The sequence below is a fragment of the Pseudomonas sp. TNT3 genome, assembly GCF_010095445.2.
Taxonomy (GTDB): Bacteria; Pseudomonadota; Gammaproteobacteria; order Pseudomonadales; family Pseudomonadaceae; genus Aquipseudomonas.
The window spans coordinates 64,015-77,155 of the sequence record NZ_WFGV02000005.1 but is presented as its reverse complement, the minus strand read 5'-3'; the positions used below and the strand labels follow the sequence as shown (position 1 = coordinate 77,155).

Genomic DNA, 13,141 nt, shown 5'->3' with positions numbered 1-13,141 from the left:
ACATGGGTTTTCTCGCCGGTAAGCGCGTACTGATCGTCGGTGTCGCCAGCAAGCTGTCCATCGCATCCGGCATCGCTGCCGCCATGCATCGCGAGGGCGCTGAGCTTGCCTTCACTTATCAGAACGACAAACTCAAGGGTCGTGTCGAAGAGTTCGCACAAAGCTGGGGTTCGAACCCGGACCTGTGCTTCCCGTGCGACGTGGCCAGCGATGAAGAAATCGCCAAGGTCTTCGTTGAACTGGGCAAAAAGTGGGACGGCCTGGATTGCATCGTGCACTCCGTCGGCTTCGCACCGGGCGACCAGCTGGATGGCGACTTCACCGAAGCCACCACCCGTGAAGGTTTCCGTATTGCTCACGACATCAGCGCCTACAGCTTCGTGGCCTTGGCCAAAGCCGGTCGCGAAATGATGAAAGGCCGCAACGGCAGCCTGCTGACCCTGTCGTACCTGGGCGCTGAGCGCACGATGCCTAACTACAACGTCATGGGCATGGCCAAAGCTTCCCTGGAAGCTGGCGTGCGTTACCTGGCCGGCTCCCTGGGCCCGGACGGCACCCGCGTCAACTGCGTCTCGGCCGGCCCGATCCGCACCCTCGCCGCTTCCGGCATCAAGAACTTCCGCAAGATGCTGGCCGCCAACGAAGCGCAAACTCCGCTGCGTCGTAACGTCACCATCGACGAAGTCGGCAACGCCGGCGCCTTCCTGTGCTCGGACCTGGCTTCGGGCATCAGCGGCGAAATCATGTACGTAGACGGCGGTTTCAACACCACCGCCATGGGCAGCCTCGAAGAGTAATCTTCAGCTCGCCAATGAAAAAAACCCGCCTCTTCAGGCGGGTTTTTTTACGCCTGCAATTTACCGGACAACACAACTCCCTTGTGGGAGCGAGCCTGCTCGCAATATCGGTATGTCATTCAGCATGTATGTCGCCTGGCAAGCCACTATCGCGAGCTGGCTCACTCTTGCAGGGTGGCTGATTCGCCTCTCAGGCACTGCGCAAACAATTGCTGGATCGGCTGCATACGATGGCTGTACCGCTGCAACAACACCATCTCCCGATAAAACGTCAGTTCGCCCAACGGGATCACCCTGACCTTAGCGCCATACTCAAGCCACAGCCCGGCCCGAGGCAGCAACGAAACGCCCAGCCCGCACTCGACCATTTTCACGATGGCCTCCAGCTCATCCAGCTCAAGAGCACTCTGCACGTCGATCCGCTGCTCACGCAAAAAGCGCGTCACCAGGCGTCCGCCGAACGAGTTCCGGTCATAGCGCACATGGGGATGGTCAGTCAGTAACTGCAACGGGTCATCGCCCGGCTGATCGAGTGGAACAATCAGGACAAAAGGCTCCCGTCGAATAACCTGCGCCGACAGTTCCTTGGGCAGTTCGAACGGCGGTTTGATCAGGATTGCCAGGTCCACTTCGCCCGTGTCCACCTGACTCAACAAGTTCAGCGATACCCCAGGCACCAGTTTCGGTTCCAGCTGGGGCGCCTGTTGCCGTAAACGCAGTAATGCCTGTGGCAGCAAGCCGGTTTGCGCCGTCGCTACCGCCCCGATTTTCAGCTCTCCCCGGTATTCGCTCACGTCATCGCTGATCGCCATGCGGCTGAACGTGTCGAGCATGTCCCTGGCCATCGGCAACGCGCGCAGCCCCGCCGCATTCAGCAGTGCCTGGCGCCCCGTACGATCGAACAGGCGAATACCCAGTGCCTGCTCAAGATTACGAATCTGCGCGCTGACCGCCGACTGGGTAAGGCCAATGTGCATGCCCGCCGCGGCAAAGGTGCCGTAGCGCGCGACAGCGAGGAAGGTTTTCAGCTCTCGTAACATTGGCGTCTCGACTGATCGAAATAATTCATGCTCGGCGCAAAAACTATCGTCTTTCAAACACAATTCACAGAGATAAACTCAGCGTTCACTCTATCGAGATCCCGCGCATGTCTCTTTCTCCTTTTCACCTGGCCATCCCGGTTTACGACCTCGCCGCCGCGCGCCATTTTTACGCGGCCGTGTTCGGGCTGGAAGAAGGCCGTTCCAGCGATCATTGGGTCGACTTCAACTTCTTCGGCCATCAGCTTGTGATCCATCTGGCACCGAAGAATGCTTCCCAGGAAGCCGCCCACACCAATGCCGTCGACGGCCACAACGTGCCCGTGCCGCATTTCGGCGTGGTATTGGGGATGTCGGAATGGGAGGCCCTGGCCGAGCGTTTGCAATCCCTGGGCACGCGCTTCGTGATCGAGCCCGGCATCCGATTTCAGGGGTTGGTGGGCGAGCAGGCCACAATGTTCCTGTTCGATCCTTGCGGTAACGCACTGGAGTTCAAGGCCTTCAAGGACATCGATCAGCTGTTTGCCAAATGAGTGAGAGACGCAGGACGCTTAAAACCGGACCGATCCCTGGTGCCGCGCAAGATCAATCGCGGCCATCAGGCCATCAACAGTGCCGTGAGTCGCAGGATCGAATTCGATTTGTTCAATGCTGAAGCGAATGTCGTAACCAGGGTGCGCGGTGGCAAGGCGCTCATCGAGCATTTCCTGAACCCTCGCCCTGATACCGGCGATTTCTACCGCAGACGAGCCGGCCAACAGCACCGCGAACTCATCACCGCCTACGCGTCCAACCACGTCACTTTCGCGAAAGGCGATACGCAAAACATCGGCAAAGGATTTCAGGGCTTTGTCGCCCTCGCCACGCCCGTACACGTCGTTGATCTGGTTGAAATAAGTCAGGTCGAATAGCAGCAACGTCGCCGGTTTCTCCAGCTGCTGACAGGCATCCAGCCACAACTGGGCCAGAACCAGAAACCCGTGAAGGTTCGTCAGCAGGGTCAACTCGTCCATGCTTGCCATTTGCACCGCCGTTAGCTGTTGCTCGAACGAGCGTGCCAGCTCTCTCATCCGTTCCCGATCTTGCACTGCATTTTCGAGAACACTGCGTTCGCATGAGAGCTCTGTGTGAGCACCGGATTTACCCGGTTTTCCTGAAACGACCATCAGTCACTCCGTTGGAAGGTATATACATTAGAGACCCCCTTTCCCGGTATGACTCACTATTTTGCTACCGCTGGTCAGATACCCTCGACGGGGCAAGGCCCTCCTGCATCAGCCCAAAGCTTGAACTGGGCGACAAAAATGTCGTGTGGCACCGGTACCGGCGCTCGACCTGCACCAGGGTTCCAGCCCCATAGCACCAGCTTGTCATCGCTGACATGTTTGATCAGCGCCGCAAAATCCCGATCGCCATTGCTTGAACGGTCCTTGATCATCGCGCACAGTTTGTCTGCCGGAAGTCCGATCCAGGCCATTTTGTGCGCTGCTGGCGGCAGGCTCCAATGCGGTGCTCCGGGCGGTGCATTGGGACCGTAACTGGCCGGCGGATTGGCTTCCGCATGGCAGGTAGCACAGGGCAAACCCGCCGCGCCCTTGCCATCCATGCCACGGACCACGTTCATGGCGTGGGGAACGCCCGCGTCGAACTGCAGTGGAGAATCGCCGGGAATGTGGCAGTTTTGGCAACGGGGGCTCTGGAAGACTTTCTGCACCGTCTCGAACGCCTTCAAGGCTTCTTTATCGTCGGCGAACAGGTCTTCGGCATACGCTGCCAGGCCGAACAGAATCACCGCACCCAGTACCAGATGTCGTCTCATCTCACACCCCCGACAGTTGCAGCGGCAGTTCCCGCAGCCGTTGCCCGGTCAATGCGAATACCGCATTGGCCACCGCAGGTGCCGTGGGCGGTACCCCCGCCTCGCCAATGCCTCCGGGCTTGTCGGTACTGGGCACGATGTGCACTTCGACCACGGGCATTTCGTTCAGGCGCAGCACTTGATAGTCGTGGTAGTTGGACTGCACCACTTTGCCGTCCTTGAACGTCAGTTTGCTGTGCAACGCAAACCCCAGGCCGAAGGTGATGCACGATTCCATCTGCGCCGCGATGCTTTGCGGGTTCACCGCAATCCCGCAATCCACCGCACAGACCACGCGATGCACACGGATCGCCAGGTTGTCCTGGGACACTTCGGCCACTTGCGCGACGTAGCTGCCGAACGACTCATGCACCGCCACGCCCAGCGCATGGCCGTCCGGCAGCGGCGCTGTCCAGTTGGCTTTTTCGACGGCGAGGTTGAGCACGCCGAGATGCCGTGGGTGGTCCTTGAGCAAAGTGCGTCGATAGTCGACCGGGTCCTTGCCCGCCGCCTCGGCCAATTCGTCGATCAGCGACTCCATCACGAACGCCGTATGACTGTGTCCGACCGAGCGCAACCACAACACGTTGATGCCGGTTTTCGGCGAATGCAGCTCGACCTGATGATGCGCCAGACCTTCGAGATAGGGACTGTCCGCCACCCCTTCGACCGAGGTTTTGTCGATGCCACCCTTGACCATCGCCTCTTCGAGCATCGTACAGGCCATGATCGATTGCCCGACCATGACATGCTTCCACGCAATGGGCATCCCGCCAGCATCCATGCCGATACGCGCCTGATGCACAAACGCCGACCGGTAGTAGCCGCCACGTATGTCGTCTTCTCGCGACCATACGGTTTTCACCGGACCACCTGCGGCTTTGGCGACCTCCACCGCTTCCGCGACGAAATCCGAGGTCGGGTTGGCTCGCCGACCAAACCCGCCGCCGAGAAATTCGGTGTGAATAATGACCTGCTCAGGCTTCAGCCCGGTGATTTTTCCGGCGATCATTTGATCCAGTGTCTGAAACTGCGTACCCGTCCAGATCTCGCATTTGTCCTGGGTGATTTTCACGGTGCAGTTAAGCGGCTCCATCGGAGCGTGGGCCAGGTAAGGCACGCTGTATTCGACGTCGATCGTTTTCGCCGCCTTGCCCAGCGTGCCCTGGGCGTCGCCGGCCGTGCTGGCTGGCAGCCCTGTGGTGCCCGCGAGCTTGCGGAAACTCTCCAACAGTTTTTGGCTGTCGAGGCCGGTGTTCGGGCCCAGGTCCCAATCGACCTTGAGTGCATCGCGGCCCAGTTTCGCGGCCCAGTAATGATCGGCGATGACGGCGACACCGCTGGGTACCTGCACCACTTTGTGCACACCCGGAATCGCCAGCGCCTCGGCGCCTTCGAAAGATTTGACGCTGCCGCCGAACACCGGCGAACGCGCGACCATCGCCGTCATCAGGCCTTCGAATTGCACGTCGATGCCGAACTTGGCCCGCCCGGTGATTTTCTCTGGCGTGTCCAGCCGTTTAGTGGGCTTGCCGATCAGTTTCCAGTCCTTGGCTTCTTTGAGTTTGATCGAAGCAGGGTCGGGCACGGGTAGCTTGCCGGCGTCGTCCGCCAGCTCGCCATAGGTGGCGCGGTTGTCGCCTGCGATGACCACGCCGGACTCGGTACGAATGGCCGAAGGCGCTACGCCGAAGCGCTTGGCTGCCGCGTCGATCAGCATTGACCGGGCTGCCGCGCCGGCCTGGCGGTAACGGTCGAATTCCATCCAGGTCGACGTTGACCCACCCGTAATCTGCATCCCGCCAAACCCGGCCAGGCCATAATCGGCAGCAGAGGCCGGAGAGTGTTCGACGATGATTGTCGACCAATCGGCATCCAGTTCCTCAGCGATCAGCATGGTCAGGCCGGTCCAGATGCCCTGGCCCATTTCCGAATGCCCGAGCAGTACCGTGACGCTGTTGTCATTGCCGATTCGCAGAAAAGCATTCGGTGCAAACACGTTCCCCTGGTTCTCGGCGCCCGTCGCGAACCGGTGGGCACCGGGGATGACGAACGCCACCACCAGCCCGCCACCCAACACGACGCTGCCTTTGAGAAATCCACGCCGCGATAACGGATTGAAGCTGTTCATTGCTCACCCTCCCTCACCGAGGCATCAACCGATTTGTGCAGCGCGTTTCACCGCCGCACGAATGCGCGGATAGGTGCCGCAGCGGCAGATATTGCCGGACAGCGCCTGGTCGATATCGGCGTCAGTGGGCTTGGGGATTTTCGCCAGCAGCGCGGCGGCCGACATGATCTGACCGGACTGGCAATAACCACACTGGACCACATCGAGCTCGGCCCAGGCTTGCTGGACCGGATGCGAACCGTCGGTGGACAAGCCTTCGATGGTGAGAATTTTCTGCCCATGGGCCACGGCCGTGGCGGGCGTGATGCATGAGCGCAGCGGCGCGCCGTCAACGTGCACCGTACAGGCGCCACATTGAGCCATGCCACAGCCGAATTTGGTGCCAGTAAGGTGCGCGACATCGCGCAGGACCCACAGCAGCGGCATGTCCGCGGGGACATCCAGCGCCTGGTCCTTGCCATTGATATTCAGGGTCAGCATTGCGGTTACCTCAGACTCACGGGGACGCGTTTTTTCGGTGGGAGCACGCGTTGCTCCTACCGCACGGCGCATCTTTGCGCGCCTGGTTCATCCCTTACAGCTAAGCGCAAATTGCCGAACCGGACTGGCGCATCGACCACCGGTCACGCAGTCACTGTCCTGAGGCAAGCGCAGAGTGGCGTTTTGCGCTTGCACCCATGTCGCTAAACCCTTGGCCCCAGCAAGATGCCGGTATAGCGCATCAGGAACAGCCCGAACGCAACACACCAGAGCAACGCCGAGATGCCCAGGCCGACAGTGGAAAACGGCACCAGCAAGACGCGACAGACCGCACCAATGGACAGCAAGGCGAATCCAAGGATGATTGCCTTCGATGGCTGCAACGGTCGCCCTGTATGACCGAGACTGACCCGCGCAATCATCGCCAGGATCAAACCGCCGATTCCTCCCACCGCCAGCGAATGCGTGGCGAGGCTTTGTTGTGGCATCAGCCCCGCATGCCACAGCGCCATCGCCAGCGCTGCAACCACCAGCCAGGCATAGGCAAGGTACAGCGACCAGAGCAACGGCACACGCCAGATACCCCGGTCGTACCAGCGCCAGAGCCGCAGCAGATGCAAACCGCCCATCAGCCCAAACAAAACGGCGAGCCAGCGGTTGGGGACGTTGTCCAACCCTGCGGCAAACGACAGCGCCGCCAGCATCCCGCCGAGCAGTAACCCTTTGAACAGCCAGGGTTGCGCCACTGAGGCGGTGGGGCGATTCAAACCTCTTTGAATGAAGAACGGAATCACCCTCCCGCCGATCACGCTCATCAGCGCGCCGATTAACCACAACGCCGCCAGTACGCCCCGCCGTTGCAGGTCGACATCCTCGGTGGAGATCCCCACCAGCGTCATGGCCTGGCAACCCGCGAGCAAGGCGATCACCAGCAGAATCGGATAGTTGTCGCGTTTGCCGGCAGCGATCAGCTCGCGGCCCAACATCCAGGCCAGTAACGGCAGAAACGGGATTTGCAACGCAATCAATACCACCGACGGCATCGGCAGCCACCAAGCGAGTCGCGCCGTCAGCCACACCAGCAAAAGACCGATAAGCGGCCCGCCGTGCAGACCTGGACGCCCGGTCCAGTTCGGCACTGCCGTCAGCAGAAATCCGCCAATGATCGCCGAGGCGAACCCGAACGGCATCTCATGCCGATGCCAGACCAGCATGCCGCCCACGGGTTGCGCCGCTGGAAACCAGCCGTATAGCCACAGGCCCCAGACCGCAACGGCAATCGCCGCAAACCCCGCGCCGGCCAGAAAGAACGGCCGAAACCCCAGCGTGAACACCTGCGCCCTGGCGAACTTGCGCGTCACACTCCAGCTCCGACCGGGCATTGTCCCAGCCGATGCTGGGACAGCAGGCGCATGACGTAGCCGATTTTGAGCAAGGTCGGTCCGATGATCGTCATCGCGTGCAACGACACCAGCGCGACGATGGGCAAATGACCGTCGTACAGATAGGCGCCGTAAATGCCAGCGAGCAACAGTGCAAGACCTGCGCCCAGTACGCGATTCGACAGCTGAAGAACATTGTGGGGATTGGTGAAGAAGTCGAACATTTTTCGGTACTCCTGAAGTCGTTCAGTTGTACCGGGGATGTATCAAGAGCCGTGCCAGGTTTTAAGCCCTTTTAAATCAATGAGATCAGAGGCTCGATGTCATTTAGACCATATTCAACAAGAGTCTTTATGACATCATTTCGAGTCATTACGACTCCATAATGATGAATCTGACGAGGGATCACTCATCACAAAACGGATGCAAAAAACTCGACATCAACGCGCGGGGACGAGCCTTTGACGGCGAGAACAAATACACTCAGGCGCTGACCTGCCGAGGACCCTAAGCATGAAGCACGCCGTTGCCAAAGACGCAGACAAGGCCCCGCGCTTCTGGCGCGATGACGCCCTGCCCTTCATTGAAGCCCGCTCCATCGCTGACGGGCGCGAGGTCTGCTACACGCGTCATTCTCACGAACACTTTTCGATCGGCGCCATCACCGCCGGGCGCAGCACCTACATTCACGAACAAGCCCGGTTTCAGGTCAGCGCCGGCACCGTCGTGCTGATGAATCCCGGCGATGTCCATGCGTGCAATCCGATCGACGACGAACCGTGGTCGTATCTGATGCTGTACATCGACACCGCGTGGCTCACTGATCTGCAGCACCAGCTGGGCTTCAGCTCCGACTTGGCGTTCCGCCGTTTTTCCATCACCCATGACCGCGACACCCAGCTATTCGACGGACTGGTGGCGCTGCATGAGGTGTTGGTGGACACATCGCAAGACCACCTGCAAAAACACAGCACAGTGGTGGAGTTTTTTACCGAGGTGCAGCAACGGTTCAACCCGGCCGAGCAACCGCTACGCGAACCTAACTTCAAGCTGGAGCGGGCCGCCGAATTCATTCGGGATAACTGTACGCAATTGCTCAAGCTCGAAGACATTTGCGCAGCCGCGCAGCTGTCGCCGTCCTACCTGATCCGTGCATTCAAGCAACACTTCGGCATGACGCCCCACGCCTTCCTGGTCAACCGACGCATCCAGTTCGCCCAGGAGAGACTGCGCAGCGGCAAACTGATTGCCGACGTCGCCCTCGAGGCGGGTTTCGCCGACCAGGCCCACTTTCAACGCGCGTTCAAACAACACCTGGCCGCCACACCGGGGCAGTATCGCGGGTGACGTAGGTCTGTGAGCGCTCTGCAGGCAAGATCAAGGCAACAACAAATACCCCGCACTCACCGCCAACAACGCTGCCATTCCCCGGTTGAACATCCGCATACCCGCCGGGTTGTTCAGGTAGCCGCGCAAAAACGTCCCCGCATAGACCCAGCAACCGACGGACACATAGCAGATCACCAGATACACCGCCGCAAACTGCCAGACCAATCGCGCCTCGCCATCGGCAACAAAAGCCCCCATGCCCGCCACACAAGCCAGCCACGCCTTGGGGTTGAGCCACTGCATGACGGCACCGTAGAGCATTGACGGCGCCCGGCCTGACTCTTTCGCATCGAGACGCCCGTCATCGGCGGCCAGTTTCCAGGCCATGAACAACAAAAACGCCACCCCCGCCAGCTGCACAACCCGGGCCAGGCCCGGCCAGATCTGCAGCACTTCGTGCAGTCCCAACCCCATCAACACCAGCAACAACACGAACCCCAGTGTCGCGCCGGCAACATGCCGCTGACTGGCGCGAAAACCAAACCGCGCACCGGAACTCAACGCCACGATATTCACCGGCCCCGGCGTTATCGAAGCCACCAATGCAAACGCCGCCATGGAGACAATCAGACTCATCACACCCTCTTCAATTCAGTGGTACCAGCCATGACGGTAAGGTGCGACTCAATTTCTGTATTGAACAAAACACCCCCTCACCTGTACCGCGACGACCGTCAATCACTGTACGGGTCGGCCGCCAAACGACCATGGTAAAAATACTCTTCTTGCTTCTGGAGCCGATCATGGACCTCGCCACCCTCTCCCTCTTTCTTCCCGCCTGCTTCGCGCTGAACATGGCGCCGGGTCCGAACAATCTGTTGTCGGTCAGCAATGCCACCCGTTATGGCTACCGCACCGCGTGCATGGCGGGCCTGGGTCGGCTGCTGGCGTTTGCCGGAATGATCGCCCTGGCGTCTGCGGGATTGGCGGTTGTGCTGCAAACATCCGAACTGTTGTTCTATGGGATCAAGATTCTGGGTGCGGCCTATCTGTTCTACCTCGCCTGGCAACTGTGGCGAGCCGACTCTGGCACTGAAAACGTCGTACAGGGCGCGCCCGTCGGGCTTTTAGCGCTGCCACGGCAGGAGTTTCTGGTCGCGGCCGGCAACCCGAAAGCGATCCTGATCTTCACCGCATTCCTGCCGCAGTTCGTCAATCCGACCCAGGCGATCACTCCACAATTCGCCGTGCTGGGCGCGCTGTTCCTGGTCCTCGAATGGATTGCCATCGCTGCTTATGCCTATATGGGTCTGCACATGCGCCGCTGGTTTGCCAAACCCAGTGGCAAACGGATCTTCAACCGCTGCTGTGCAGGTTTGCTCTCGGCGGCCGCATCGGTGTTGCTGATGGCACGCCGGGCCTGATGAGGAATTCTCTGTCGATTTTCCGGTGGAGACACTGACCGACGCCCCCTATGCTCACGTCATGAACCTACAAAACGCTTTGCTTCCGCCCCACGCCGAGATGGTTCGCGCCATGCTCGAACGAGACACCTCCTACGAGGGAGTGTTCTTTACGGCCGTCAAAACCACCGGCATCTTTTGTCGGCCCAGTTGTACGGCGCGCAAGCCAAAACCGGAGAACGTCGAGTTCTTCGCCCATGCCGATGAATGCCTGTCGGCGGGTTATCGCGCTTGCCTGCGCTGCAAGCCTCTGGATGCTGCCGCCATTGCGCCGGACTGGGTGCAAAAACTGCTCACCTGCGTCGACAGTGATCCCGACCAGCGTTGGACCGATGCCCAGCTACTGGCCGAAGGCGTGGAGCCGCTGAAGCTGCGGCGCTGGTTCAAACAGCATTTCGGCATGACGTTCCACGCCTGGCTACGTACCCGGCGTCTGGGCATGGCGTTGGGCGGGATCAAACAGGGCGATTCCATAGATAACGCCGCGTTCGACTCGGGTTACGAGTCCCTGAGCGGTTTCCGCGATGCCTTCCAGAAGTCCTTCCACATCACCCCCGGCCGCGCCGCCCAAAGCGAACCGCTGCTGTTCACCCGCCTGACCACCCCGCTGGGGCCGATGATCGCCATGGCTGAACAGCGAGGGTTGGTGCTGCTGGAGTTTCTTGATCGACCGGCGCTGACGCGGGAAATCCAGGCTCTGCAGAACCGCCACGGGTATGCCGTCGCACCCGGACACAACGCTCACTTGCAGCAAATCGAAGCAGAACTGGCAGCCTATTTCGCCGGAAAGCTGACCGAGTTCAAAGTCCCGCTGCACCTGCCCGGCAGCGAGTTTTTCAGGCAGGTCTGGGCCGAACTGGCGAAAATCCCTTATGGCAAGACCAGCACCTACGGCACCATCGCTGCGACGCTGGGCAAGCCCGGCGCCAGTCGTGCGGTGGGCATGGCGAACGGGCAAAACCGCCTTTCGATTGTCTTGCCCTGCCACCGGGTCATCGGGGCGGATGGCTCGTTGACGGGCTATGGTGGAGGACAACCGCGCAAGGCATTTTTGCTCAGGCTGGAAAATGCTGCGCTACAGATCACTCGACAACTTGCGTTCTGACATGCCCGATCCCTACCTGCCCGCGAGCGTTTTTCTGTCGTCCATCGATGACGACTGGCGGCGACACATTGCCGCCATCGGCCCTTGCCTGCATCAACCACACCCGGCACGCGATCCATATGAATCGCTGGTGCGGGCCATTGCCTATCAGCAACTGCACGCCAAAGCCGGCGACGCCATTCTCGGGCGATTACTCGCGTTGTTTCCCTCGGGCTCTTTTCCGAGGCCCGAACAGATGGTGGCAACCGGGTTCGATCAGCTGCGCAGTTGCGGATTCTCGGCCAACAAGATCACGACCATTCAAGGCATAGCCCAGGCAGCGTTAAGCGGTGTGGTACCGGACTACACAACGGCGTTGGCGATGGACGACGAGGCGCTGATCGAGCGCTTGATCACATTGCGCGGGGTCGGTCGCTGGACCGTTGAGATGCTGCTGATTTACAGCCTGGAACGCCCGGATATCTTGCCGGCGGATGATTTCGGTGTTCGTGAAGGCTACCGACGTTTGAAAGGGCTAGAGGTGCAGCCGACGCGCAAGCAGATGATCGAAATCGGCCTGGCGTGGCGCCCCTATCGCACGGTCGCGGCCTGGTATTTGTGGCGGGTGCCTGCCAGATAGACCAACTGCGAAATCTGCATAGGAGCCCTGTAGGAGCTGCCAAGTGAAACGAGGCTGCGATCTTTTGATTTTGTTTTTTAAGATCAAAAGATCGCAGCCTCGCTTCGCTCGGCAGCTCCTACGGGGCCTAAGGTTCGCAGGCTTAAACCGACAAATGCTCGTACAAGATCGTCGCGCCGACGATGATCAACACCACGCCACCCAGAATTTCAGCACGTTTGCCCATCACGCTACCGATGACGCGGCCCAGCATCACACCGATCGTCACCATGGTCAGGGTCGCCAGGCCGATCAGTCCGGCCGCCAGCCAGATGTTGACGTCCACAAACGCCAGACCTACACCCACGGCCAATGCATCAATGCTGGTGGCAAATCCCGTGACGGCGAGCAGCCAGAAACCATGTTGCTTGGGCTTCTCGACCTCTTCTTCGGGCTCTTCGTCTTTCACCCCGTTATGGATCATGTGCAATCCGAGCAGCAGCAACAGGGTGAAAGCGATCCAGTGGTCCCAACTGGCCACGAATTGCGAGGCAGCCTGGCCGATAAACCAGCCGATAATCGGCGTGATGGCTTCGATCAAGCCGAAGATCAGGCCGACACGCAAGGCTTCGAGAAATTTGGGTTTGTGCAGGGCCGAGCCTTTACCGATAGCGGCCGCGAAGGCATCGGTGGACATGGCGAAAGCAAGGAAAACAAGAGAGGCTGGGTTCACGCTGTAATACCGGTCGGGCTTGAGTCCACGACATATCCGCGCGCCCGACTTCAGCGCAGGTATGTCGATGGTCTCACCAACCAGAAGGTGCCCGCACCACGGCATGTTGCCGAGAATGTTGATGCGGGCGCTTGCGACGAATCGCAAACAGGCTACTCCCCAAAGAGGCGCGCAGGGTAACCGGTGGGATGTGAAAAAATCATGAATAGCTGGCCTGAGTCGCAA

The 13,141-nt window shown here is 60.0% G+C and carries 15 protein-coding genes and 1 riboswitch; of the genes, 6 read left to right on the top strand and 9 right to left on the bottom strand.

What is annotated here, in order from left to right:
• Positions 1-2 precede the first annotated feature (2 nt).
• Entirely contained in the window at positions 3-797 is a 795-nt protein-coding gene (gene fabI, locus GBC55_RS05070; protein WP_008152082.1) for an enoyl-ACP reductase FabI, read from the top strand.
• Between the two features lie 161 nt (positions 798-958).
• Here the strand turns inward: fabI and GBC55_RS05065 are convergent, their stop codons facing one another.
• Complete coding sequence (locus tag GBC55_RS05065) at positions 959-1,837, bottom strand: LysR family transcriptional regulator (protein WP_162436788.1); 879 nt, start codon at positions 1,835-1,837, stop codon at positions 959-961.
• Between the two features lie 107 nt (positions 1,838-1,944).
• Between GBC55_RS05065 and GBC55_RS05060 the strand changes: the two genes are divergently transcribed.
• Complete coding sequence (locus tag GBC55_RS05060) at positions 1,945-2,370, top strand: VOC family protein (protein ID WP_162436789.1); 426 nt, start codon at positions 1,945-1,947, stop codon at positions 2,368-2,370.
• 18 nt (positions 2,371-2,388) lie between these two features.
• On the opposite strand, the gene GBC55_RS05055 is transcribed toward GBC55_RS05060, so the two are convergent.
• The 6 genes from GBC55_RS05055 to GBC55_RS05030 form a co-directional block, all read right to left on the bottom strand.
• Positions 2,389-3,003 (bottom strand): GGDEF domain-containing protein, encoded by a 615-nt coding sequence (locus GBC55_RS05055; protein ID WP_162436790.1) that lies wholly within the window; start codon positions 3,001-3,003, stop codon positions 2,389-2,391.
• 74 nt (positions 3,004-3,077) lie between these two features.
• Positions 3,078-3,656: a hypothetical protein gene (locus GBC55_RS05050; RefSeq protein WP_162436791.1), complete on the bottom strand. Its 579-nt coding sequence runs from the start codon at positions 3,654-3,656 to the stop codon at positions 3,078-3,080.
• Position 3,657: 1 nt separating this feature from the next.
• Positions 3,658-5,826 (bottom strand): xanthine dehydrogenase family protein molybdopterin-binding subunit, encoded by a 2,169-nt coding sequence (locus GBC55_RS05045; protein WP_162436792.1) that lies wholly within the window; start codon positions 5,824-5,826, stop codon positions 3,658-3,660.
• Positions 5,827-5,850: 24 nt separating this feature from the next.
• On the bottom strand, positions 5,851-6,306 hold the full coding sequence (locus GBC55_RS05040; protein ID WP_162436793.1) for a (2Fe-2S)-binding protein: 456 nt from the start codon (positions 6,304-6,306) through the stop codon (positions 5,851-5,853).
• A 203-nt stretch (positions 6,307-6,509) separates the two neighbouring features.
• The gene (locus tag GBC55_RS05035) at positions 6,510-7,667 is read right to left on the bottom strand and encodes an NnrS family protein (RefSeq protein ID WP_247266862.1); all 1,158 of its coding nucleotides are present in this window, start codon (positions 7,665-7,667) and stop codon (positions 6,510-6,512) included.
• Positions 7,664-7,912, bottom strand: coding sequence for a transmembrane sensor/regulator PpyR (locus tag GBC55_RS05030; RefSeq protein ID WP_162436795.1), 249 nt, complete (start codon positions 7,910-7,912; stop codon positions 7,664-7,666). The genes GBC55_RS05035 and GBC55_RS05030 overlap by 4 nt, the downstream gene beginning before the upstream one ends.
• A 289-nt stretch (positions 7,913-8,201) precedes the next feature.
• On the opposite strand from GBC55_RS05030, the gene GBC55_RS05025 reads away from it, so the two are divergent.
• Positions 8,202-9,035, top strand: a complete 834-nt coding sequence (locus tag GBC55_RS05025) for an AraC family transcriptional regulator (RefSeq protein ID WP_162436796.1) — start codon at positions 8,202-8,204, stop codon at positions 9,033-9,035.
• Between the two features lie 30 nt (positions 9,036-9,065).
• Here the strand turns inward: GBC55_RS05025 and GBC55_RS05020 are convergent, their stop codons facing one another.
• The gene (locus tag GBC55_RS05020) at positions 9,066-9,653 is read right to left on the bottom strand and encodes a LysE family translocator (RefSeq protein WP_162436797.1); all 588 of its coding nucleotides are present in this window, start codon (positions 9,651-9,653) and stop codon (positions 9,066-9,068) included.
• A gap of 167 nt (positions 9,654-9,820) precedes the next feature.
• Between GBC55_RS05020 and GBC55_RS05015 the strand changes: the two genes are divergently transcribed.
• The 3 genes from GBC55_RS05015 (at position 9,821) to GBC55_RS05005 (ending at position 12,204) form a co-directional block, all read left to right on the top strand.
• Positions 9,821-10,441 carry a LysE family translocator gene (locus GBC55_RS05015; protein WP_162436798.1) on the top strand — a complete coding sequence of 207 codons (621 nt, stop codon included), beginning with the start codon at positions 9,821-9,823 and terminating at the stop codon, positions 10,439-10,441.
• Between the two features lie 61 nt (positions 10,442-10,502).
• The gene (locus tag GBC55_RS05010; RefSeq protein WP_162436799.1) at positions 10,503-11,585 is read left to right on the top strand and encodes a bifunctional transcriptional activator/DNA repair protein Ada; all 1,083 of its coding nucleotides are present in this window, start codon (positions 10,503-10,505) and stop codon (positions 11,583-11,585) included.
• A 1-nt stretch (position 11,586) separates the two neighbouring features.
• On the top strand, positions 11,587-12,204 hold the full coding sequence (locus GBC55_RS05005; protein WP_162436800.1) for a DNA-3-methyladenine glycosylase: 618 nt from the start codon (positions 11,587-11,589) through the stop codon (positions 12,202-12,204).
• Positions 12,205-12,346: 142 nt separating this feature from the next.
• On the opposite strand, the gene mntP is transcribed toward GBC55_RS05005, so the two are convergent.
• Positions 12,347-12,916: a manganese efflux pump MntP gene (gene mntP, locus GBC55_RS05000; protein ID WP_162436831.1), complete on the bottom strand. Its 570-nt coding sequence runs from the start codon at positions 12,914-12,916 to the stop codon at positions 12,347-12,349.
• Positions 12,915-13,092: riboswitch (yybP-ykoY riboswitch) on the bottom strand. (Overlaps the previous gene by 2 nt.)
• Between the last annotated feature and the right edge of the window lie 49 nt (positions 13,093-13,141).